The organism is Pseudoclavibacter sp. Marseille-Q434 (assembly GCF_050315415.1).
Taxonomy (GTDB): domain Bacteria; phylum Actinomycetota; class Actinomycetes; order Actinomycetales; family Microbacteriaceae; genus Pseudoclavibacter.
Genome location: NZ_JBNPQH010000004.1, coordinates 184,466 through 205,948, shown reverse-complemented (window position 1 = coordinate 205,948; position 21,483 = coordinate 184,466). Strand labels below are relative to the sequence as shown.

The following is a 21,483-nucleotide window of genomic DNA, read 5'->3' as shown; positions in this document are numbered from 1 at the left end:
GGTGCCGGTCGGCCGGTGAGAGAGCACCGGCCGACCGACGAGAGGGGTTAGTCGAGGCCGACTTCGTTGGCGACTCGGGTCTCGGCCTCCGTGATGGAGTCCTTGACCGACTTAGAGCCGGAGAGGATCGAGGAGTGCATGTCGTTCAGGATGTTCTGGACGGCGGCGGTCTTCGAGTTGGTCGGGCTCTCGGGGAGCGTCTCGTGCGTCTGCACGGCGAACGCGGAGAGCTCGTCCTGCGGGGCGCCCTCGACGCCGAAGTACGCCTCGACGACCGGGTCGCTCAGGAGCGCCGGGGTGATGCCGATGCCGGCGAGCTTCGTCGCCGCCTCTTCGCTTGCTGCGTAGGCGAGGAAGTCCTTGGCGGCCTGCGTCTTGCCCTCGTCGATGTTGGCGTTGATGCCGAAGCCGGCAGGGTCACCGAACGTGACGGGGGTGTTCTCGAGACCAGCGGTGGATGCATCCATCTGCGGCACAGGTGCGATGCCCCACTCGAAGTCGTCGGCCTCGCCGGCCGCCTGCTGCGAGATGAGCGTCGCCACGAACCACGAGCCCATGGGGATCATCGCGGCCTTCTGCTTGCCGAACTCGCCCTGGTAGGTGAGCTTGTTGGCCGTGACCGTGTTGAAGGAGGCCTGCGCGCCGTCGTCCTGCAGCTTGAGCGAGTTGTCGTAGTACTTCTCGAAGTAGTCGTACTCTCCGCTGAAGATGTCGCCGTCAGCCTGCGCGTTGGCGAAGCCCTGGACGGTCGACTGCCAGCTGTGCTGGTGCGCGCCCTTGGCGGTCGAGCCCGCTGCGGTGAGGTTCTGCGTCAGGAGGTCGGCGTTCTCGACGTAGTCGTCCCAGGTCCAGCTTCCGTCCGGGTAGGCGACGCCTGCCTGGTCGAAGAGGGCCTTGTTGTAGTAGAGCACCCACGAGTCCTGGCGGTACGGGGTCGCCCACGTGGTGCCGTCGATCTCGTACGACGCGGCGCCGCTGATGCCCTCGGGCAGCTCGATGTCGGACACGTCGAGCAGCTGTCCGCCTTCCTGGAAGGTGGTGACGAACTTCGTCTCCTTCTGCGTGATGATGTCGGGGCCCGAACCGGCCGCGAGGTCGGCCGTGATGAGCGTGTTGTACTCGGCGGGGTCGTAGTCGACGACCTCGACGGTCACGTCTGGGTACTTCTCCGTGAAGCCGTCCGCCAGCAGCTGGAACTCGGGGGTGGATGCGACGCTCCAGCCCGACACCGACAGCGTGATGGGACCGTCTGGGTCGACGCTCCCGCCACCGCTGCATCCGGTGAGGGCCAGTGCGGCGGCGGCGAGGCCCGCAGTGGCGATCATGGTGCGCTTCTTCATGGTGCTGCTCCTTTGCTGCAATGAACGAGACCCGCTTCGGATCCCTGAAAACCGACGCCCGGGCTACGAGAGGCGGTAGTTGGTGAGGTCGACGGTGCTGTGCGCCCCGTCCGACCAGGTGATGGCGGCGAGCTCATCGGTGAGCTCGACGCCGGTGGTGGTGCTTGGGGTGTGGTCTGCGCCCGCGAGGGTGAGGTGGGTGGCGGCCCAGGTGCCGACCTCCACGGGGGCGTCGAGCACGGGCACTGCGGTGGATGCGCCGAGCGGGCTCGCGTCCGTGCGCGTCACGGTGCGTGCCGTCGTGCCCGCCGTCAGGCCGCGGAGTGCGCTCGCAATCTGCGCATCCTGTCGGCTCGTGACGGGCCAGCCGCCCCAGCGGAGCATCCAGTCGCTCTCGTCGGCGAGGTCGGTGACGCGGGCGAGGCGTACCTCTTCGGCGCCGCGCACGACCGAGACGACCGTGAGGCGGGCGACGACCGTCGCTTCGCCGTCGAGGCCGGAGCCGTGGCGCTGCTGCGTCGCATCCGGAACGAGTGTATGGGCGAGCCAGGTGGATGCGGCCACGCCGGCGTCGCCGTCGGTGGTCGTGGCAAGGAGCTCCATCGCGGCGCGGTGCGTGGCGGTTTCGGTGCCCGTGGTGGCGTTCTCGCCTGCGGTGGCGCTCTTGACGAGCGCGACCGACTGCTCGAGCGGCTCGTGCCAGGCCGCGTCGTCGAGCAGCGGGCTGGTTGCGCTCGAGTAGGCGATGCGGGCGTAGAGGGGCGAGTCGCCGACCAGCGTGTCCGGCTTCGCGTGGTCGGTGCCGTGGTTGGCGATGCGCACGATGCCGTCGCTCTTCGTACCGGTGACGACCCACCCCGGGGCCGCGATCGTGCGCACGAAGTCGCCCTGCTCGACGGGGAGCGGCTCGGCCTCGGCGGCCCAGACGGGGTGGTCGGCGGGGAGGAGGATGCCGAGCAGCCCCTTCGAGGCCCAGTAGGGGGAGGCGGGGCCGGAGTAGGCCTGAGCGAGCTGACGCCACTCGTCGAGCCAGCCCATCGTGAGGAGTCCACGCTCGTCCGGCACGCCGCGCTCGGCGAAGTGGGAGACGACCTTCTCGGCCGCGTGGCGGAGCGCGCCGAGCGAGACCGAAGGAATCTCCGCGAGCGCACCGACCCAGAACGGAGCGGCGGCGGCGAAGCGGTAGATGAGGCTGCGGCCCTGCAGGAGCGGGGAGCCGTCTCCGCCGATGAGGTGCACGGCGTCCTGCAGGAAGCGGTCGAGGGCGGCGACGTCACCGGCGAGGCGGTCGCCCGCGAGCTCGCTGGCCCCGCGCATCCGCGACCAGAGGACGGGGTAGATGTGCAGCGCCCAGCCGACGTAGTGGTCGTAGGAGCGCTCGTCGCCGTCGGAGAGCCAGCCGTCGGCGCGCACGAACGAGTCGTGCAGGGCGAGGTCGGCGGTGACGTCCTCCGGCGACCAGGGGCCGCCGACGGAGCGCAGGAAGGTCTGCACGACGAGGCGGAACCACAGCCAGTTCGTGCGCGGGTAGGTGTCGTCGCCGACAGCCGGCGCGAAGTAGTCGATGACGCGCTGCTGCGTGAGCTCCTCGAGCGCATCCCAGATCCAGGGGCGCGTGAGGTCGAGGATGAGGGCGAGCGACGCCGCCTCCACCTTCGCCTGCGGGTGCTCCTCGAGGCGCACCCAGCGGTCGGCCGCATCCGGGTCGACGCCCGTGCGGATGCCTTCGGAGAAGAAGGAGATGAGCTCGTCGACGCCCTGGCCGCGCTCACCCGCGATGCGGAAGCCGGCGAGGAGGAACGTGCGGGCGAAGCCCTCGAGGCCGTCGATGTCGTGACCGTAGCCACCCTCCGCGCCGGGAGGGGTGATGCGCCCCTTGCCCGGAGAGGACCAGGCCATGGCGCCCGCGAGGAGGCGGTCGGCGTAGGCGGTCCAGTCGTCGCGGGTCCATGCTCGCTGCGACGCTGACGGAAGCGCAGCGGCGGGCGCTTCGGGCGTGAGTGCAGTGGACACGGATTCTCCTTTGAAGTGCCGTCCGGGGTGCCTGCGGCGTCCCTCGGGGGTGGTGACGTTTCGAAAGAGTAGCAATCATTCTCGATCACAACAATGCGGTTATGATCGTGCATGATCGTTTACGATCGATTCGAGTGGCAACACCACCACCGCAGCAGCGGCGAGCACCACCCCCGAGAAGTAGGTCGACGATGACAGACACCACGGACATTCCCGTGCAGAGCGGCACCGCATTCCGTGGACCCCTCTCGCGCGCCCTCGACGAGCAGCTCGGCGGCCGAAACCTTGACGAGGTCATCGCCGACCCCGACCACGCGCTCCCCGTGCCACCCGCATCCGACTGGCCCGCCGGAATCGCCGACGCGCACACCCTCGCGGAGATGACCGAACGCGCCACCGCCGAACACGGCACACCCTGGCCGCAACCGCGCGCGAGCGACGCCGCCAGATATCACGGCGACGGCAACCGGATCGCCTGGGAGACGCCCGCCTTCGCGCGGCAGGAACGCCTGACCCGCACCGCGGTGGCGGCCGCCGGAGACCCGTCGCTGCTCGCCGAGGTCGTCGACGGCGTCATCCTGCTCTGCGAGCAGAGCTCCTGGTGCTGGCCGGCCCACGACGACACGCTCGCCCGGCACGGTTCAGTGCTCGCAACCGTCACCGACCCGTACCTCGACCTCGGCGCCGGCGAAGTCGTCGGGCAGCTCGCCTGGATCGACCAGCTGCTCGGCGACCAGCTCGACGCCCAGTACCCGGGTGTGCGGGCGCGCATCCGCCACGAAGCTCGCGTGCGCGTCTTCGAGCCGTTCGTGCGTCGCCGCGACTGGCACTGGCTCGGCCTCGACGGGGATGCGCACAACTGGAACCCGTGGATCCAAGGCAACGTGCTCGTCGCCGCCCTCCGCCTGCTCGACACACCGAGCGAGGCCGCGGAGCGCGCGCGCATCCTGGAGCTCGTCGTCGAAGGCCTCGATCGCTACGTCGCCGTGCTGCCAGAAGACGGGGCCATCGACGAGGGCTACGCCTACTGGTGGAACGGCGCCTGCCGCCTCCTCGAAGCGCTCGACCTGCTCACCTTCGCGACCGGTGGCGCCTTCGACCCCGTTCCGAGCCTCCGCTCGCTCCGCGAGACCGTCGCGTTTCCGCACCGCATGCACCTCGGCGGCGGCTGGTTCGTGAACGCCGCCGACGGGCAGGCCAAGCCCAGCAGCGACCAGCCGTGGCACTCCCTGCACCGAGCGGCCGTTCGCGCTGGTGACGCGGACGCGCAAGCGTTCGCGGCCTCCCACCGCCGCCCATCAGAGGCCGCGGTCGTCGAGGCCGAGGGGCTCGGGCGAGTGCTGCGTGGACTCACCGATGCGGCCTGGCTGCAGCTGAGCCCACCCGCTCCCCGGCCCCGCATCCACCTGGCTCCCCTCCACGCAGATGCTCGTCGCCCGCGAGCGCGACGGCTCGTCTTCGGGCTTGTCGGTCGCGGTCAAGGGCGGCCACAACGACGAGAACCACAACCACAACGACGTCGGCACGTTCCTCGTCGCCTCCGACGGAGTGCCGGTCATCGTCGACGCCGGGCGCCCCAGCTACGACGCCCGCACCTTCAGCGAGCGCCGCTACGAGCTGTGGCCCATGCGGAGCGAATGGCACAACGTGCCGCTCGTCGCGGGGCGCGGGCAGCCGACGGGCCGCGAGTACGCGGCCGACGTTGTCGGCGTGCAGACAGGGAACGCCCCCTCGCTCGAGCTCGAGCTGGCCGGCGCCTACGACGTCGCAGGGCTCGAATCGTGGCGCCGCGAGGTGCTCCTCGACCGCGAGCGCGCCGAGGTGCGCGTCCACGACGCGTGGCGCTGGGCGTCCGCCGATGCCGCGGGCGCCCCCGCCCCCGCACCCGCCCCGACGCAGCTGCGGATGCTGCTCGCCGGCGACGTGGCCATCACACCTGACAGTCAGGGTGACGACAGCGCCGCCATCACCCCTCTGGGTGGCGCCCCGCGGGTCCACGTCACCTGGACTGGCACCGCGACCGCCACCCTCACGCCGATCGAGCCCGACGACCCGATGCTGACGGACGTGTGGGGCCCTAGACTCGTGCGACTCGACCTCGACGTCGCCGACCGGTCAACGATGACCGTCACCGTGCGCCAGGAGCACTCGACACCACCCTTCGGGGACACGAACGCTGTGGGGGACGCAGAATGATGGAACAGGGATCACGGCTCGCCGCCGAACGGCGCGACCTCATCTTGGAACGGCTGCTCGCCTCCGGTGCGGTGCGGGTCGCCGAGCTGACCGACGAGCTCGACGTCACCCCGGTGACGCTGCGACGAGACCTGCAGCAGCTCGAGTCGGACGGCCTCCTCGTGCGCGTGCACGGCGGCGCTGTGCTCCCGCCCGACGGCGCGCCCGCCTTGCAGGCGCGCCAGGCGACGAACGGCGCGCAGCAGACCATCGGCGTGCTGGTGCCCTCGCTCGACTTCTACTGGCCGCGTGTCATCCGCGGCATGGAGCAGGCGGCTCGCGAGCAGGGCGCGAAGCTGCTGCTGCGGGGAACGTCGTACGAGATGCAGGATGAGCGGCCCGTGCTCGAGCGGATGGTCGAGCACGAGGGTGTCACGGGCCTCGTCGTCGCCCCCAACACCGACACCGACCATGCCCGCGAGGTCATGGAGTGGCTGCACGAGTCCGGGCTGCCGTTTGTGCTCGCCGAGCGCGATGCCGTCGTCGGCCCCGACCGAACGCCCGCGGAGTCGGTCACCACCGACCATGCCCTGGGCGCCGTCCTCGCGGCCCGTCACCTCGCGCAGCTCGGTCACCGCAAGGTGGGCCTCTTCATCTCGAGGAACTCGCCGACGTCGCGCAAGATCATCGCCGGCTGGTCGGCCGCCTGCCGCGAGCTGGGCCTCACGCCGGGTGAGCACGTCGAGCGCATCCTGCCCGACCGCCGCGACCCTCGCTTCTCGGGGGCCGTGGATGCGGTGCTCGACGCAGTCCTCGAAGCCGGCGTCACCGCGCTGCTCGTGCACTCCGACCGGGAGGCGATGGCGATCATCGACGTGGCTCTCGCTCGTGGGCTCAGCGTGCCGGACGACCTGTCTGTCGTGGCCTACGACGACGAGGTCGCCGACCTGTTCACACCGGCGCTGACCGCCGTGACGCCGCCACGTTCGTCACTGGGCCGCGCGGCCGTCGAGACGCTCCTCGCACGCATCGCCGACCCGTCAAGGCCCGTGCACCGCACCGTGCTCAGCCCGAGTTTCAACTCGCGCCTCTCGACGGCGCCGCCGCGAGCCGTCTGAGCGGGGCCGCGCGCCCCGCCCCGCATCCGCACCCGCTCGAAAGGCTTCTCCCAGGTTTCCTCTGCGGAAGTCCGTCTACTATCTCCCGAAGCAAGGGGAGTACTCCCGTCTGCGGTGTGCCCGTCAATACGAGCGTGATTCCACGTTCCGGGGCACCGGTTCCACCAGGTCAACGTCGCTGATCTGGTCGGGGCGGAGGAGACCTTGGTGTCGTTGTCGAACACCAATCCCCCTTTGGAGTACCCCCATGCAGGTCACGACCTCTGTCTGGCTGATCACGATCGCCGTGACGATCGGCTTCTTCGTCTACGAGTTCTTCGCCCATGTGCGGAAGCCGCACGAGCCGACCATCCGAGAATCCGCGCGCTGGTCCGCGTTCTACATCGGCCTCGCGCTGCTGTTCGGCGTCGGCATCGGCTTCGTCACCGACTGGCGCTACGGCGGCGAGTACTTCGCCGGCTACCTGACCGAGAAGGCGCTGTCGCTCGACAACCTCTTCCTGTTCCTCATCATCATGACCGGCTTCGCGGTGCCGAAGATCTACCAGCAGAAGGTGCTGATGATCGGCATCGTCATCGCGCTCATCATGCGCGGCGGGTTCATCGCCGTCGGCGCCGCCCTCATCGAGAACTTCTCCTGGGTCTTCTACCTGTTCGGCGCGCTGCTCTTCGTGCTCGCCTACCAGCAGATCAAGGGCGACCACGGCGACCCCTCGAACAACGCGTTCATGCGCTTCGTGCGCCGCATCCTGCCCGTCACCGACGAGTACCACGGCGACAAGCTCACCGTGAAGAAGGACGGCAAGCGCTGGGTCACCCCGATGCTGCTCACGATCGTCGCGATCGGCTTCATCGACCTCGTCTTCGCGCTCGACTCGATCCCCGCCATCTACGGCCTCACGAACGAGGCGTACATCGTGTTCACCGCGAACGCCTTCGCCCTCATGGGCCTGCGCCAGCTGTTCTTCCTCATCGGCGGACTCCTCGAGCGCCTCGTCTACCTCAGCCAGGGCCTCGCCGTCATCCTCGGCTTCATCGCCGTGAAGCTCGTCTTCCACGCCCTGCACGTCAACGAGGTGCCGTTCATCAACGGCGGCGAGCCGCTGCTGTGGGTGCCCGAGATCCCGATCTGGTTCTCGCTCACGTTCATCGGCGCGACCATCGCGGTCGCGACGATCGCGAGCCTCCTCAAGACGCGGAACGACCGCAGCAAGTCCGAGCGCTCCACGGTGCAGGGCGAGCCCATCGAGACGGCCGCCGACGCGACGGATGCCCGGGTTGCGACGGATGCGACGGATGCGCGCGCGAGCACCAGTTCGTCCTCGGGCGAGGCGACCCGCACGTCCTCGAGCGAGGCGACCCGCACGTCCTCGAGCGAGGCGACCCGCACCGGCGGGCGATCCAAGGACGCCTAGCGGCAAGTGCCGTCTCCCCGGCGATCGCTGCCAGTCAAGTGGCCCTTTAGCGCCGCCGAGAAGCAAGCACTGCCAGCCAAATGGCCCTTCTGGATTCCCCAGAAGGGCCATTTCGCTGGCAGCGATGCGGTCACGGCGCGGCGCCCCGCCCCGAAAGATCGGCAAGGCGGAGGCGAGAGGGCGGAGGAGACTCACCTCGCGAGCGCCCATCTCAACGCTGCCAGCCGAATGACCCCTACCCCCTCCCGGTGATCGCTGCCAGTCAAGTGGCCCTTGAGCGCCGCCGAGAGCACTGCCAGCCAAATGGCCCTTCTGGACTTCCCAGAAGGGCCATTTGACTGGCAGCGATGCGGATGCGGCGCGCGGGGCGAGCGCGCGGCGGGGCTACTCCTCGAGGGGGCCGAGGGCGGCTTGGGCGACGAAGCGGGCGACGGGCGACGCCGTCACCTCGAGCTCGATGACCGCGATCGTGTTCGTGCCGGATTTGAGGACCGAGCCCGGCACATAGAGCGTCTGCTGCGGCCCACTCCGCCAGTAGCGCCCGAGCAGGAAGCCGTTGACGAGCGCGTATCCCTTGCCCCACTTCGAGGTGTCCAGGTACAGATCCGCCGGCTCTTCGAGCTCGAACTCGCCGCGAAGGCCTGTGAGCCCGAGCGGCGTCCCGGGATGAGCCAGTGGCGAGGATGCGTCGGCGGCAGCGAGGCCAGCACCACCGACATCGGCAGGAGCACCAGCAGAACCAGCGGCGAGGTCAGCCCCGGCCGCGGCGATCGCCACTCCGGCTTCGGCGACGTCGATGGGGGTCGCCGTCCATCCTTCGAGCGGTACCCCGTCGAGGAGTGGCGTGCCGATGATGCCCTTCTCCTCGCCGATGCGCTCGGCGTAGTTCACGCGGCCCTGCTCTTCGACGAGCACGCGCAGTCGCTGCCCGGGCGGGACGACGATCGCGGTCTCGTGGAGGGTGCGCGAGAGCGTGCCGACTGGGATGCCGTCGACCGAGACCCATGCGTGGTCGCGCACCTCCTCGAACTCGAGCAGGCGAGGCGTGGATGCGTCGGGCAGCTCGACTTCGTAGCTGACGAGCGCGCTGAGGTGCTGCAGCGCGTCGAAGGTCGGTGGGACGGCGTACGTCGCTGGCGAGGCGAGAGTCCCGGCCGAGCGAGCGGTGTCAGCCGATGCAGCCGAACCGGGCGAGCCGGCGCGGGCGTCCGAGACGGTCGGCAGCCACGCATCCGCCGCAACGACGGAGAGCGGAGCCGTGAACTCGGGCGCAGGCCCGCCGGCGGCCGGCGATTCGGCGGGCACGTCCGCGTATTTCGCGATGACGTCCTTGAACGCGAAGAACTTGGGTGTCGGGTTGCCGGCCTCGTCGAGTGGGGCGTCGTAGTCGTAGGACGTGGCGATGGGCAGGTAGCGGCCTTTGTGGTTGGCGCCATTGGTGAGGCCGTAGTTGGTGCCGCCGTGGACCATGTAGAAGTTGACGGAGGCGCCGGCGGCGAGGAGCGCGTCGAGCTCGCGCGCCGCATCCTCGACGCTGGTCGTGTGGTGGAAGGCGCCCCACCAGTCGAACCAGCCGTCCCAGAACTCCGCGCACATGAGGGGGCCGGTGGGCTGGTGGCGTCGCAGGGTGGCGAGGCGCTCGTCGGCGCGCGACCCAAACGAGCCGGTGAGGTGCGCGCCTGCGACGCTGCCGTCGCTCAGCATCTGGTCGGTGGGCTGGTCGATCGTCGTGAGTGGCACCGTGATGCCAGCCTCGCGCGTGATCTCGATGAGCCGCTCGAGGTAGGCGGTGTCGCTGCCGTACGCGCCGTATTCGTTCTCGATCTGCACGAGCACCACGGGCCCGCCCAGGTCGATCTGCCGCGGTGCGACGATGTCGTAGACGCGCCGCAGGTACGTCTCCACCTCGGCCAGGTACGCGGGCTCCGACCGGCGCAGCCCGATCCCAGGCATCGCCGTGACCCAGGTCGGCAGGCCGCCATTGTGCCATTCGGCGCAGATGTACGGTCCGGGCCGCACGATGGCGTGCATCCCCTCGGCGGCGACGAGGTCGAGGAAGCGCCCGAGGTCGTTCCAGCCCGTCGCATCCCACTCCCCCTTGCGGGGCTCGTGCGCGTTCCACGCCACGTACGTCTCGATGGTGTTGAGCCCCATGAGCTTCGCCTTGTGGATGCGGTCAGCCCACTGCTCGGGATGCACGCGGAAGTAGTGCAGTGCCCCGGAGAGCACGCGGTGCGGCTCGCCGTCGAGGAGGAAGTGCTCGTCGCCGATCTCGAAGGTCATATGGGCGTGTTCCAGTCTTCTGTCTGCGTCGGCAGGGGTTCGGTTTCGGTGAGGTGCGGTGAGGCGCTGGCGGGCTGGCGGGCCGCGGCTCAGCGGAGGACGGCGTCGCCGGAGCCTTCGACGAGGCCGCGCACGTCGCCCCAGCTCGGCTGCGACTCCCAGTCGCCGTCGGCGCGGCACGCGCAGGCTCCGCAGGCGGCGGCGGTGAGCATCCGCTGCTCGAGGGTGCCGCCGCGGGTGAGCTCGACGAGGTAGCCGGCGGCGAACGCGTCTCCGGCGCCGACGGTGTCGACGACGTCCACGCGGTAGGCGGGCACCTCGAGCTCGAGCTCGCCGTCGACGCCGGATGCGCCGTGCTCGCCGCGCTTGATGAGCACCTGGGTGGGCCCGAGGGCCTGCAGGGCGCGGGCTTGATCGAGGGGCGAGGATTCGCCGACGATCATGGCGGCCTCGTCGTCGCCGGCGAAGACGATGTCGCTGAGCGCGACGAGCTCCCGGTAGCGGGGCGCGGCGGTCTCGGCCGACCAGAGCTTGCTGCGGTGGTTGACGTCGAACGACACCGTCACGCCGCGCTCGCGGGCGAGCCGGACGGCGTTCAAGATCGTCTCGGCCGAGCTGTCGCTGAGGGCGAGGCTGATGCCGGTGACGTGCAGCACGTCTGCCCCGGCGATCACGTCGCTCGGCACGTCGGCCGGGGTGATGCGGCTGCCCGCGAACCCGTGCCGGTAGTAGGTGACGCGGCTGTGCCCTGGGCGTGGCCGGTCCTTGACCATGAGCGCCGTGGGAACATCCGCGTCGATGCTCGCGTGCAGCTGCACCTGCTCTGCCCTGAGGGTGCGACGGATGCGGTTGCCGATGGCGTCGTCGCCGAGCCGTCCGATCCAGGCGACCTCGCTGCCGAGGCGGGCGGCGGCGATCGCGACGTTGCTCTCGGCGCCGCCGAAGCTCATCTCCGCGTCCGATTGCAGGTCGAAGCCGCCGGCGCGGCGCGCGAGCACGAGCCCGAGCGCCTCGCCGATGGTGACGATGCCGCTCACGCGGCGGCCGCCTTGGTCTGCAGCACCTGGGCGGCGATCTCTGACGCCTCGCGTGCCGCCGCGGCGACCGCATCCGCTCCGGCGTCAAGCAGCTTCGCGCCGCCGAGCCAGCTGCCGCTGACGGCGAAGACGGCCGGATGCTCGAGGTGCTCGGCGAGGTTCGCGGGCGTGATGCCGCCGCTCGGCATGAACGTGATGCCGCGGAACACGGACGCGTAGGTGCCGAGCAGCGCGAGCCCGCCGAAGTTTCCGGCGGGGAACAGCTTGAGCTGCGTGAGCCCCAGCTCGCGGGCCGCCGTGATGTCGGTTGGCGTGAGGGTGCCGGGGAGCACGGGCACGCCCGCGCGCTGTCCGGCGCGCACCACGTCGGCCGAGAGGCCGGGCGACACGAGGAACTGGGCACCCGCATCCAGCGCCTGCTGCGCCTGCTCGACGTCGAGGACCGTGCCGGCTCCGACGATGAGGTCGGGGCGGTCGGCGATGTGGCGCATCGCGGCGAGCGCCCCGTCGCCTCGGAGGGCGATCTCGACGATGCCGATGCCGCCGGCGACGAGCCCGTCGGCGAGCGCTTCCGCCTGCGCGGTGGTGCTGGGTGTGGAGAGGGGAACGATGGGGTGCCCCTCGAAGAGGGAGCTCATCGCGCGAGCCACCCGCCGTCGACGGGGAGGACGACGCCCGTGACGTACGCGGCGGCGGGGCTCGCGAGGAACACGGCGGCGCCGCCGAGGTCGTCGGCCTCGCCCCAGCGGCCGGCCGGGATGCGCTCGAGGATGGAGCGCGAGCGGTCGCTGTCTTCGCGCAGCGCCTCCGTGTTGTCGGTGGCGATGTAGCCGGGGGCGATGGCGTTGACGGTCACGCCGCGCGCCGCCCACTCGTTGCTGAGCGCGTGCACGAGGCCCGCGATGGCCGACTTCGATGCGGTGTAGCCGGGCACGTTGATGCCGCCCTGGAAGCTGAGGAGGCTCGCGGTGAAGATGATGCGGCCCTCGCCGCGCTCCACCATCGCGCCGCCGACGATCTGGCTGAGCACGAACTGGCTGGAGAGGTTGACCTGGATGACCTCGTCCCACCAGTCGAGCGAGTGCTCGGCCGCTGGTGCGCGGCGGATGGTGCCGGCGTTGTTGACGAGGATGTCGGCGTGCTTGACGGCGTCGCCGAACTGCTCGACCGCGGCGCGGTCGGTGAAGTCGACGCCGTGGCCTTCGAAGCTGCGGCCGAGGGCGCGGACGCGCGCGCCGACCTCGCCCCCGTCGGCTTCCTGCTGCGAGGAGGCGGCGATGATGTCGGCGCCGGCTTCGGCGAGGGCGGTGGCGATGCCGAGGCCGATGCCGCGGCGGGCTCCCGTGACGACTGCGGTCTTTCCGGTGAGGTCGAAGCTGGTCATGGTTAGCCTTCCTGAACGTTGACGAGGATCTTCATGGCGGCGGCGCCCGACAGCTGGTCGAAGGCAGCCTGGGTCTCACTCAGCCCGACGACGCTCGTGATGAGCTCGTCGGCGGGGACGGCGCCGGATGCGAGCAGCTCGATGGCCCGCTCGAAGTCGGCGCGCACGTAGACGCGGGCGCCGATGAGCTCGAGCTCGCGCCAGAAGACGCGGTGGAGGTTGATGGGCACCGGGTTGGGGTGGATGGCGACGAGGACGACGCGTCCGCGGACCTTCGCGTAGTCGACGGCGGTGAGGGCGGTGACGGCGACGCCGGCGACCTCGAAGACGACGTCGGCGCCGGCCGAGCCGGTCGCTTCCTCGATGATCGCGACCGCGTCGCTCGTGGTCGGGTCGATGGTGCGGGCGCCGAGGCGCTCCGCGAGCGCGCGGCGTTCCGGGTTGGGCTCGATGACGTAGACGGTCGCGCCGGTGGCGGCGGCGACGAGCGCGATGAGCTGGCCGATGGGGCCGCCGCCGATGATGACGGCGGTCTCGCCTTCGGTGAGCCGCGAGCGCGACACGTCGTGGCAGGCGACGGCGAGCGGCTCGACGAGCGCGGCGTGCTCGAGGGAGAGGGATGCCGGCAGCGGGACGACGAGGTCCTCGCGCACGTTCCACAGCTCCTGCAGCGAGCCGGGCGAGTCGATGCCGACGAAGTTCAGGTTCTGGCAGATGTGCGAGTTGCCGGCCTTGCAGGCGGGGCAGGTGCCGCACCAGTCGAGGGGCATGACGGTGACCTTGTCGCCGGCGGCGAACGCGGTGACGCCCTCGCCGACGGATTCGACGGTGCCGCTCATCTCGTGGCCGATGGCCTGCGGGACGTCGACGCGTGCATCCATCGACCCGTGCAGCACGTGCAGGTCGGTGCCGCAGATGCCCGTGTAGGCGACCCGGATCTGGACTTCGCCGCTGGCCGGCGCTGGCGCCTCGACCTCGTTGACGACGATGCGGTGCTCGCCGCTGTACTGCGCTGCTCTCACTCCCGTGCTCCCTTGCTCGGTGAAACTTGTTTCCGTTGCGAGGTCCGACTGGCGGAACTCGGTTTCGTTTGACTACTATAGCCGTCGTGGCGAGCGCGAAGGCAAGCGCCGCCAGTACTCAACGAGGAGGAACCATGCGGATCAGCAAGATCAGCAAGATCGGCGCCATCGCAGGCGTCGCAATCGCAGGACTGACCCTCAGCGCATGCTCTGGCAGCGGCGCCGGGGGCGGCGCTGAAGGCGGAGCGGAACCGGGAGTCGGCGAGCTCATGGGCAGCGAGAAGGCGTTCCGAGTCGCCTTCAACCAGAGCGTCGAGCACCCGCAGGCACAGGCGCTGCTCGAGTTCTCCGACGAGCTCTACGAGGCGACCGACGGCCGCTTCTCCCTCGACCTCTACACCGACGAGGTGCTGGGCGACCAGGCATCCACGATCGAGCAGGTGCAGTCAGGCACGATCGACTTCGCGATGATCGCAGGCTCGCTGCTCGAGAACTTCGAGCCCGACTTCTCCGTCGTGAACCTCCCGTACCTCTACGACTCGCCAGAGCACCAGATGCAGGTGCTCAACGACGACGCCATCATGGGCGACCTGTACGGCGCCGTCGAGGACGACAGCATCAAGGTGCTGTCCGCGTTCCACGGCGGCGTGCGCAACGTGTACTCGAGCAAGGGCGCCGTCGAGACGCCCGCCGACCTGGCCGGACAGAAGATCCGCGTCATCGGCTCCGACACGAACGTCAAGATGATGGAGCTCATGGGCGGCGTCGGCACGCCGATGGCCCAGGGTGAGGTCTTCACGGCCATCCAGTCGGGCGTGCTCGACGGCGCCGAGAACAACGAGCTCATCTACTCGAGCCTCTCGCACGACGAGATCGCGCCGTTCTACTCGCAGACGCAGCACCTCATGATGCCCGACTACCTCATCGCGGGCACCACGGTGTGGGACGGCATCGAGCCCGACGTGCAGGCCACGATGACGGACCTGCTCGCAGCGAGCTCCGACCGTGAACTCGAGCTCTTCGCCGAGGCAGTCGACGCCGCCAAGGGCGAGGCCGAAGAGGCCGGCGCCACGTTCAACGAGGTCGACGTCGAGACGTTCCGCGAAGCGACCCTCCCGCTCCATGAGGAGCGCGTCACGAACGAGCGCACGCAGGCCATCTACGACGCCATCGAAGCAGCGAGGAGCTAGCTCGTGAAGCAAGCCGCCGCCGCAGTCGAGCTGTGGTTCGGACGCATCCTGACAGCACTGGTCATCGCGCTCTTCGGCGTGCTGCTGCTGCTCGTGGTGTGGCAGGTGTTCACCAGACTCGTGCTGAACGCGCCGAGCGCGTGGACCGAGGAAGCCGCACGCTTCACCTTCGTGTGGGTCAGCTTCATCGGCATCGCCGTCGTCGTCGGCCAGAAGGCTGACGTCGTCATGGACTTCCTCGTCGAGCGCCTGCCGAGGCAGCTCCAGCGCGGAGCCGACATCGTCGCCTACCTCGCCACCCTCGCGTTCGTCCTCTACGCCCTCGTCTACGGCGGCGGCAAGCAGGCGATCCTCGCCTGGGGGCAGTCCAACCCCATCCTCCCGGTGACGCAGGGCCAGCTCTACCTGGCCCTGCCCATCGCGGGCATCCTCTTCTCGCTCTACATCGTCCTGCACATCTCGCGCACGCTCTCGCCCGGCTACTCCGTCAGGTCGCGTGGGCACGAGGACCCGGAGGCCGCATCCATATGATCGAGCCAGGTCTCATCGCACTGATCCTCGTCGGCGGGCTCGTCCTGCTGCTCGCGCTCGGTGCCCCCATCTCCATCAGCATCGGACTGCCCTCGGCGCTCTGCATGCTCCTCATCCTCGGCTTCGACAACGGAGCCATCACCAGCGCGCAGCAGATGTTCCGCGGCGCCAACTCGTTCGCCCTGCTCGCGATCCCGTTCTTCGTCTTAGCGGGCGTCATCATGAACAACGGCGGCATCGCGGAACGGCTCATCAATCTCGCCCGAGTGCTCGTCGGGCGGATGCCCGCGCCGCTCGCGCAGACCAACGTCATCGCGAACGCGATCTTCGGCACCGTCTCCGGATCCGCCGTCGCCACGGCCTCCGCAGTCGGCGCCACCATGGCACCCATGCAGAAGAAGGACGGCTACGACCCCGCGTTCTCCACCGCCGTGAACGTGGCCTCGGCCCCCGCCGGCATGATCATCCCGCCGAGCAACACGCTCATCATCTACTCGCTCGCAGCGGGTGGAACATCGGTCGGCGCGCTGTTCGTCGCCGGGTACATCCCGGGCGCCCTCTGGGCACTCGCCTGCGCCGTGGTCGTCTTCTTCTACGCCCGCAAGCACCCCGAGCTGCGCGGCAAGCCGCTGCCAGCGTTCGGCGTCATCGTCAGCACCTTCCTGAAGGCGCTCCCCGCGCTCGGCCTCATCGTCGTCGCCATCGGCGGCATCGTCGCCGGGTTCTTCACCCCGACTGAGGGCTCTGCAGTAGCCGTCGTCTACGCCCTGCTGCTGTCGTTCATCTACCGGACGGTGTCCGTGAAGGACCTGCCGCGCCTCCTCTTCGAGTCCGCGCGAACCAGCTCCATCGTCATCTTCCTGATCGCGGTGTCGTCGATCATGGGCTTCGTCATGACCTACGCACGCCTGCCGCAGATCCTCGCCGACTCGCTGTTCGGGTGGACCGACTCCAAGGTCGTCGTGCTGCTCATCATGATGATCGTGCTGATCATCATCGGTATTCCGCTCGACCCGACCCCGGCCATCCTGATCTTCACGCCGATCTTCCTGCCCATCGCCATCTCCTACGGCGTCGACCCCGTGCACTTCGGCATCATGATGGTCATGAACCTCTCGATCGGTGTGATCTCGCCGCCATCGGCGCCCGTGCTGTTCGTCGGAGCGCAAGTCGCGGGAGTGAGGCTCGAGCCGGTCATCATGCGCCTCCTCCCCTTCCTCCTCGCGCTCATCGTCGTCCTGTTCCTGGTCGTGTTCGTACCGCAGCTCTCGCTCTGGCTGCCAGGCCTCTTCGGCCTGGTCTGACCCGACCACCCCTGACCTCAACCGCAAACGAAAGGCATCCCCTTGTCTCACCAGTACCGTCCGGGCCGCCCGGAAGACATCCCCACCCTCGACCAGCAGGGACTCCGCGACCGCTACCTCGTCGAGCAGCTCCTCACCCCCGGTGAGATCCGCATCGTCTCGACGCACTTCGACCGCGTCGTCACCGTCGGCGCCGTCCCCGTCGACGCGCCCCTCAAGCTCGAGACCGTCGACGAGCTGCGCAGCAAGAACTTCCTCGACCGCCGCGAGATCGGCTTCGTCAACACCGGCGGCACGGGAACGATCGTCGCGGACGGCGAACGCTACGAGCTCGCCAAGACGGCCGTCCTGTACCTCGGCCGCGGCACCGTCGACGTCACCTTCGAAAGCGCCGACGCCGCCGACCCCGCGAAGTTCTACGGCTTCAGCGCACCCGCGCACACCGCCTACCCGAACACGCTCGTCACCCCGGAAGAGGGCACGATCCGCGAACTCGGCGACCAGGTCACCTCCAACCGCCGCACGCTGCGCCAGTGCATCCACGAGAACGGCGTCAAGAGCTGCCAGATCGTCATGGGCGTCACCAGCCTGCACGCCGGCAGCATGTGGAACACCATGCCCGCCCACACCCACGACCGCCGCACCGAGGTCTACCACTACTTCGACCTCGACGACGACCAGCGGGTCGTGCACCTCATGGGCGACCCCAAGGAAACCCGCCACCTCATGGTCGCGAACGGCGACGTCGTCCTCTCCCCGAGCTGGTCCCTGCACTCCGGAGTAGGATCCTCAAGCTACTCGTTCGTATGGGCGATGGCCGGCGAGAACCAGTCGTTCGACGACATGGACTCTGTGCCGATCACCGACATGCGGTGATGACGGAGACGACGAGGATGGTCATCATGGACGACGTGGACCGCTCCCCCGCACCATCGGCAGGGGCCAGCGAGAAGACGCTGCGCGTGCTCGCGGCGGCACTCGCGCACCCGCGGTTCACCGACATCGTCGCGGAGGCCGGGCTCGCGAAGGCGACCGTGCACCGCATCCTCGCCACCCTCGTCTCGCAGGAGTACCTCGGCGGCAGCGCCGAGCAGGGATACCGGGCCGGCCCGACCCTGCTCGCGCTGTCCGGCCGGGCGCTCGCGAGCGTCGACATCTCCAGCGTCGCCGCCCCCCTCGTGGAGCAGCTCGCGGCCGAGGTCGACTGCACCATCCACGTCGGCGTCGCGACCGACTCGGAGATGGTCTACGTCATCCGCCGAGACGCCGCGAAGCCGTACCGCATGCGATCCCGCGTCGGCCTCGCCGTGCCCATGCACAGCTCCGGCATGGGCAAGGTCGTGCTCGCCGACTGGGCACCTGAACGGGTCGACGCACTCGCCGAGCGCATGGGTCTCCCCCGACGCACCGACCTCACGATCACCGACCTCGACGCCCTCCACGAGGAGCTCGCACGCGTGCGGGCTCGCGGGTACGCGACCGACATCGGCGAGAACGAGAGCGGCACCGTGTGCGTGTCGGCACCCATCCGCGACCACACGGGCGCCGTGACGCACGGACTCTCCGTGTCGTCGATCGAGCTCGAGTACCCCGGGCACACCATCGAGGAACTCGCGCCCGCCGCGATCGCCGCGGCCGACCGCATCTCGCGGGAGCTCGGGGCGCCGAGCGCGTAAGGCTGCGAGCGCTCCTGCAGCTCAGAGACGCCCGCCACCAGCATCAGCTGGCGGCGGGCGTTTCTTTTTTGTCGGGCCGGGCGACGGGGCGGCAGGTGGCGGGTCTGCGGGTGGCGGGTCGGCGGCTCTGTCCAACATCAGTGCAGATTCGACCGATGACACGATTCATCCGCCAGAAATCGCCTATGTAGCACTGATGTTGGACAGCGGTCCCGGAGCGACGGCCGGGCGGAACCGCTGCGCCGTCAGCTCGAGCCCCGGTCGCCGACGTCCGCGACACAGCGGCGAGACACCGCGGGCTGGAGACACCGCTGACCAACTTCAGTGCCCAAAGCGTCGGCTCGGTCCTGTCCCGGCCCGTCGACCGCGAACTCGGTCTTCCGGTCGATGCTGTCGGAGGCGAGCTCGAGGTTGTCCTCGCCCTCGGCCCGTGCTTCGGCTTCGTCTTCCCCGTCGAGGCTCATGAGGTGCTCGACGTCGACGTCGTTCGGGTTGTCGAGCACTTCCTGCAGCCGGTCTCGGTCGAGGGCCTTCGTCCACCGGGCGACGACGAGGGTGCCGATGCCGTTGCCGGTCAGGTTGGTGAGCGCGCGGCCCTCCGACATGAAGCGGTCGATGCCGACGATGAGCGCGAGGCCGACCACGGGGATGATGTGGTCGAACGCGGCGATGGATGCGGCGAGCGTCACGAGGCCCGCACCGGAGACACCGGCTGCACCGTTCGACGAGATGAGCATGAACGCGAGGAGCGCGATCTGCGTGCCGATTGGCACATCCACCCCGAACGCCTGGGCGATGAAGATGGCGCCCATCGACATGTAGATGGCGGTGCCGTCGAGGTTGAAGGAGTAGCCGGTGGGGATGGTGAGGCCGACGACGTGCTTCGGGACGCCGGCAGCTTCGAGCTTCGTCATCATGCGCGGCAGCACCGTCTCGGAGGAGGATGTGCCGAGCACGATGAGCAGCTCGTCCTTGATGTAGCGGATGTACTTGAAGATGCTGAAGCCGGCCCAGTGGCAGATGGGGCCGAGCACCAGGAAGATGAAGATGAGGCAGGTCAGCCAGAAGGAGCCCATGAAGTAGGCGAGGTTGCCGAGGATCTCGGCGCCGTGCATGCCGATCGTGAAGGCGATGCCGCCGAATGCGCCGATGGGGGCGACCCACATGACGAGCTTGATGATGCCGAACATGACCTTCGCGAGGGAGTCCATGGCGCGCACGACCTTCTCGCCGCGCTTGCCGAGCATCGCGATTGCGATGGCCGTGAGGATGGCGAGGAGCAGCACCTGGAGGAGCTGTCCGTCGACGAATGCGGATGCGAAGGACGTGGGGATGAGGGCCAGGATGAAGCCGGGGAGGCCCTCTCCCCCAGCGTCGCCCGCGTCGGCGATGGTGGCGTCGGCGGCCGAGCCGTCGAAGCTGGCGACGTCGTAGTTGAGGCCGGCGCCCGGCTGGAAGACGTTGATGGCGATGAGGCCGAGTCCGAGGGCGACGACGGTGGTGATGTTGAAGTAGATGGCGGTGCGGAGGGCGAGGCCGCCCGCTTTCGCGAGGTTGCCGAGGCCGGCGATGCCGACGACGACGGTGGCGAAGATGGTCGGCGCGATGACGACCTTCACTAGGTTGATGAAGAGCGTCGCGAGCCACCGCAGCTCGGAGGCGAAGGCCGGGAAGATGAGGCCGACTGCGACGCCGAGCGCGATTCCGGCGAGCACCCATACGTAGAGGTGGTGCCAGAACGGCTTCTTCTTCCTGGCGGGGGCTTCGGGTGGTCGCGTGGCGGCGTTGACCGCTTTGCCCGTGCGGGGGCTCGAGTCGTTGGTCACGGTGTTCTCCTTTGAACTCCAGCGTTGGCGTCGTCGGTGACGTTCGTGCGTTCAAGGGTGGCGAGGGGGCGGGTGCGCGGCCACCGCTTCGGCGCATCTTTAAGGTGTTCTTGACATTGGTCTCCGGCCTCGCGCGGGGCCGGCTTGTTAGGGTCGAATGGTGCTGACGTCACCGGAGGGCCAGGGGTTTGCCCTGGGTGACGGCGGCTTCTCGCGGCGGGCGTTCCTCGGCGGTGCGGTCGCCACGCTGTCGTCGCTGGCGCTCGCGGCGTGCGCGTCGCCGAAGCCGGCCGGGCAGGTGCTGACGCTTGCGACTGGGCCCGAGGGTGCGGTGTTTCGGGAGATCGGGGCGGCCTACGCCGACGCGGTCAACGCGTCGTGGCCGGCCGGCGAGGTACGGGTGCGCGACACGGCCTCGTCGCTTGAGAACGCGCAGCTGCTGAGCGCGGGTGTGGTGGATGCGGCGCTCGTCAACGTCGACGTCGCGGCGGATTTCGAGGGTGAGGTCGTCGCGCTCGCGCGCGTCTTCGACTCGGTGCTGCACCTCGTGGTGCCGGAGGACTCGGACATCACCGATCTGCGCGGCCTGCAGGGGAAGACCATCGCGGGCGGACTCGAGCTGTCTGGAACCCGCTTCACGACGTCGGCGATCCTGACCGAGCTGGGCGTCGAGGCGAACTACGTGAGCCTGTCTCAGGCCGACTCGGTGGCGGCGCTCGCGGGCGGCGCGGTCGAGGCGGCGGCGAGCCTCACGGGCATGCCGACGCCGGCGATCAGCGAGATCGGCGCCGGTCAGCGGGTGCGCTTCCTCGACCTCGGCTCGGACGCGGAGCAGCTCATCAACCGCTTCTCGCTGGTCTACTTCCCCGTCACGATCCCGTCGACGATGTACGAGGGCCTGCAGTCGGCGACGACGCTCGCGGTGCCGACGGTGCTCGCGGTGCGGCCTGGCATGGCGGATGCGCTCGCCGATTTCCTCACGGACTGTCTGTTCAGCAACGCGGATGCGCTGTCTCACGTGCGGCCGGAGGCGGGACAGATCAACCCGAGGACCGGGGCCGGCACGACGCCGATCGCGCTGCATCCGGGGGCCGCTGGCTGGTTCCGGGCGAACAAGCCGTAGGAGACCGCTGGCTGGTTCCCGCGAACAAGCCGTAGGAGGCCGTGCGC

At 69.5% G+C, this 21,483-nt stretch carries 19 protein-coding genes; 9 read left to right on the top strand and 10 right to left on the bottom strand.

All coding sequences use genetic code 11. The features are described from left to right. Positions 1 to 47 precede the first annotated feature (47 nt). The 4 genes from ACQFZP_RS15565 to ACQFZP_RS15550 all read right to left on the bottom strand — a co-directional run bounded on the left by ACQFZP_RS15565 (position 48) and on the right by ACQFZP_RS15550 (position 4,834). Positions 48 to 1,340 carry an ABC transporter substrate-binding protein gene (locus tag ACQFZP_RS15565; protein WP_104310554.1) on the bottom strand — a complete coding sequence of 431 codons (1,293 nt, stop codon included), beginning with the start codon at positions 1,338 to 1,340 and terminating at the stop codon, positions 48 to 50. Between the two features lie 63 nt (positions 1,341 to 1,403). Then, entirely contained in the window at positions 1,404 to 3,353 is a 1,950-nt protein-coding gene (locus tag ACQFZP_RS15560) for a DUF2264 domain-containing protein (protein ID WP_211891960.1), read from the bottom strand. A gap of 641 nt (positions 3,354 to 3,994) precedes the next feature. Continuing rightward, complete coding sequence (locus ACQFZP_RS15555; RefSeq protein ID WP_249312596.1) at positions 3,995 to 4,624, bottom strand: hypothetical protein; 630 nt, start codon at positions 4,622 to 4,624, stop codon at positions 3,995 to 3,997. A gap of 27 nt (positions 4,625 to 4,651) precedes the next feature. After that, positions 4,652 to 4,834, bottom strand: a complete 183-nt coding sequence (locus ACQFZP_RS15550; protein ID WP_249312677.1) for a hypothetical protein — start codon at positions 4,832 to 4,834, stop codon at positions 4,652 to 4,654. Between ACQFZP_RS15550 and ACQFZP_RS15545 the strand changes: the two genes are divergently transcribed. From ACQFZP_RS15545 to ACQFZP_RS15535, 3 genes are all read left to right on the top strand, one after another. Further along, positions 4,818 to 5,549, top strand: coding sequence for a heparinase II/III domain-containing protein (locus ACQFZP_RS15545; RefSeq protein ID WP_374100771.1), 732 nt, complete (start codon positions 4,818 to 4,820; stop codon positions 5,547 to 5,549). The genes ACQFZP_RS15550 and ACQFZP_RS15545 overlap by 17 nt on opposite strands. Next, on the top strand, positions 5,546 to 6,646 hold the full coding sequence (locus ACQFZP_RS15540) for a substrate-binding domain-containing protein (RefSeq protein WP_104310551.1): 1,101 nt from the start codon (positions 5,546 to 5,548) through the stop codon (positions 6,644 to 6,646). The genes ACQFZP_RS15545 and ACQFZP_RS15540 overlap by 4 nt, the downstream gene beginning before the upstream one ends. Positions 6,647 to 6,893: 247 nt before the next feature. Then, positions 6,894 to 8,060 (top strand): TerC family protein, encoded by a 1,167-nt coding sequence (locus ACQFZP_RS15535; RefSeq protein WP_211891959.1) that lies wholly within the window; start codon positions 6,894 to 6,896, stop codon positions 8,058 to 8,060. Positions 8,061 to 8,444: 384 nt separating this feature from the next. On the opposite strand, the gene ACQFZP_RS15530 is transcribed toward ACQFZP_RS15535, so the two are convergent. The 5 genes from ACQFZP_RS15530 to ACQFZP_RS15510 all read right to left on the bottom strand — a co-directional run bounded on the left by ACQFZP_RS15530 (position 8,445) and on the right by ACQFZP_RS15510 (position 13,786). Then, positions 8,445 to 10,343: a glycoside hydrolase family 35 protein gene (locus ACQFZP_RS15530; RefSeq protein ID WP_211891958.1), complete on the bottom strand. Its 1,899-nt coding sequence runs from the start codon at positions 10,341 to 10,343 to the stop codon at positions 8,445 to 8,447. Between the two features lie 89 nt (positions 10,344 to 10,432). Next, positions 10,433 to 11,380, bottom strand: a complete 948-nt coding sequence (locus tag ACQFZP_RS15525) for a sugar kinase (RefSeq protein ID WP_211891957.1) — start codon at positions 11,378 to 11,380, stop codon at positions 10,433 to 10,435. Further along, positions 11,377 to 12,018 carry a bifunctional 4-hydroxy-2-oxoglutarate aldolase/2-dehydro-3-deoxy-phosphogluconate aldolase gene (locus ACQFZP_RS15520; RefSeq protein WP_211891956.1) on the bottom strand — a complete coding sequence of 214 codons (642 nt, stop codon included), beginning with the start codon at positions 12,016 to 12,018 and terminating at the stop codon, positions 11,377 to 11,379. The genes ACQFZP_RS15525 and ACQFZP_RS15520 overlap by 4 nt, the downstream gene beginning before the upstream one ends. Further along, on the bottom strand, positions 12,015 to 12,764 hold the full coding sequence (locus ACQFZP_RS15515; RefSeq protein WP_104310530.1) for an SDR family oxidoreductase: 750 nt from the start codon (positions 12,762 to 12,764) through the stop codon (positions 12,015 to 12,017). Before ACQFZP_RS15515 ends, ACQFZP_RS15520 begins: the two co-directional genes overlap by 4 nt. Before the next feature lie 2 nt (positions 12,765 to 12,766). Further along, a complete protein-coding gene (locus ACQFZP_RS15510) occupies positions 12,767 to 13,786 on the bottom strand; it encodes a zinc-dependent alcohol dehydrogenase (protein ID WP_211891955.1) in 1,020 nt (339 codons plus the stop codon). Positions 13,787 to 13,920: 134 nt separating this feature from the next. Between ACQFZP_RS15510 and ACQFZP_RS15505 the strand changes: the two genes are divergently transcribed. The 5 genes from ACQFZP_RS15505 to ACQFZP_RS15485 are packed head-to-tail and all read left to right on the top strand — an operon-like array spanning position 13,921 to position 18,487. After that, a complete protein-coding gene (locus ACQFZP_RS15505) occupies positions 13,921 to 14,976 on the top strand; it encodes a TRAP transporter substrate-binding protein (RefSeq protein WP_211891954.1) in 1,056 nt (351 codons plus the stop codon). A 3-nt stretch (positions 14,977 to 14,979) separates the two neighbouring features. Then, entirely contained in the window at positions 14,980 to 15,507 is a 528-nt protein-coding gene (locus tag ACQFZP_RS15500; protein WP_211891953.1) for a TRAP transporter small permease, read from the top strand. Further along, on the top strand, positions 15,504 to 16,811 hold the full coding sequence (locus ACQFZP_RS15495) for a TRAP transporter large permease (RefSeq protein ID WP_104310527.1): 1,308 nt from the start codon (positions 15,504 to 15,506) through the stop codon (positions 16,809 to 16,811). Before ACQFZP_RS15500 ends, ACQFZP_RS15495 begins: the two co-directional genes overlap by 4 nt. Positions 16,812 to 16,853: 42 nt before the next feature. After that, on the top strand, positions 16,854 to 17,687 hold the full coding sequence (kduI, locus tag ACQFZP_RS15490; protein ID WP_211891952.1) for a 5-dehydro-4-deoxy-D-glucuronate isomerase: 834 nt from the start codon (positions 16,854 to 16,856) through the stop codon (positions 17,685 to 17,687). A 26-nt stretch (positions 17,688 to 17,713) separates the two neighbouring features. Then, the gene (locus tag ACQFZP_RS15485; RefSeq protein WP_211891951.1) at positions 17,714 to 18,487 is read left to right on the top strand and encodes an IclR family transcriptional regulator; all 774 of its coding nucleotides are present in this window, start codon (positions 17,714 to 17,716) and stop codon (positions 18,485 to 18,487) included. A gap of 245 nt (positions 18,488 to 18,732) precedes the next feature. Here ACQFZP_RS15485 and dctA read toward each other — a convergent pair whose 3' ends face one another. Beyond that, a complete protein-coding gene (gene dctA / locus ACQFZP_RS15480) occupies positions 18,733 to 20,313 on the bottom strand; it encodes a C4-dicarboxylate transporter DctA (protein ID WP_211891950.1) in 1,581 nt (526 codons plus the stop codon). Positions 20,314 to 20,470: 157 nt separating this feature from the next. Here dctA and ACQFZP_RS15475 point away from each other — a divergent pair, with 157 nt between their 5' ends. Then, entirely contained in the window at positions 20,471 to 21,436 is a 966-nt protein-coding gene (locus ACQFZP_RS15475) for a TAXI family TRAP transporter solute-binding subunit (RefSeq protein ID WP_211891949.1), read from the top strand. Positions 21,437 to 21,483 lie beyond the last annotated feature (47 nt).

What these genes read in the sequence shown, in the direction of transcription:
- ACQFZP_RS15495 (WP_104310527.1), top strand. Translation starts at nt 15,504, where the DNA reads ATGATCGAGCCAGGTCTCATCGCACTGATCCTCGTCGGCGGGCTCGTC.
- ACQFZP_RS15540 (WP_104310551.1), top strand. Translation starts at nt 5,546, where the DNA reads ATGATGGAACAGGGATCACGGCTCGCCGCCGAACGGCGCGACCTCATC.
- ACQFZP_RS15505 (WP_211891954.1), top strand. Translation starts at nt 13,921, where the DNA reads ATGCGGATCAGCAAGATCAGCAAGATCGGCGCCATCGCAGGCGTCGCA.
- ACQFZP_RS15485 (WP_211891951.1), top strand. Translation starts at nt 17,714, where the DNA reads ATGGACGACGTGGACCGCTCCCCCGCACCATCGGCAGGGGCCAGCGAG.
- ACQFZP_RS15515 (WP_104310530.1), bottom strand. Translation starts at nt 12,764, where the DNA reads ATGACCAGCTTCGACCTCACCGGAAAGACCGCAGTCGTCACGGGAGCC.
- ACQFZP_RS15475 (WP_211891949.1), top strand. Translation starts at nt 20,471, where the DNA reads ATGGTGCTGACGTCACCGGAGGGCCAGGGGTTTGCCCTGGGTGACGGC.
- ACQFZP_RS15535 (WP_211891959.1), top strand. Translation starts at nt 6,894, where the DNA reads ATGCAGGTCACGACCTCTGTCTGGCTGATCACGATCGCCGTGACGATC.
- ACQFZP_RS15530 (WP_211891958.1), bottom strand. Translation starts at nt 10,343, where the DNA reads ATGACCTTCGAGATCGGCGACGAGCACTTCCTCCTCGACGGCGAGCCG.
- ACQFZP_RS15520 (WP_211891956.1), bottom strand. Translation starts at nt 12,018, where the DNA reads ATGAGCTCCCTCTTCGAGGGGCACCCCATCGTTCCCCTCTCCACACCC.
- ACQFZP_RS15565 (WP_104310554.1), bottom strand. Translation starts at nt 1,340, where the DNA reads ATGAAGAAGCGCACCATGATCGCCACTGCGGGCCTCGCCGCCGCCGCA.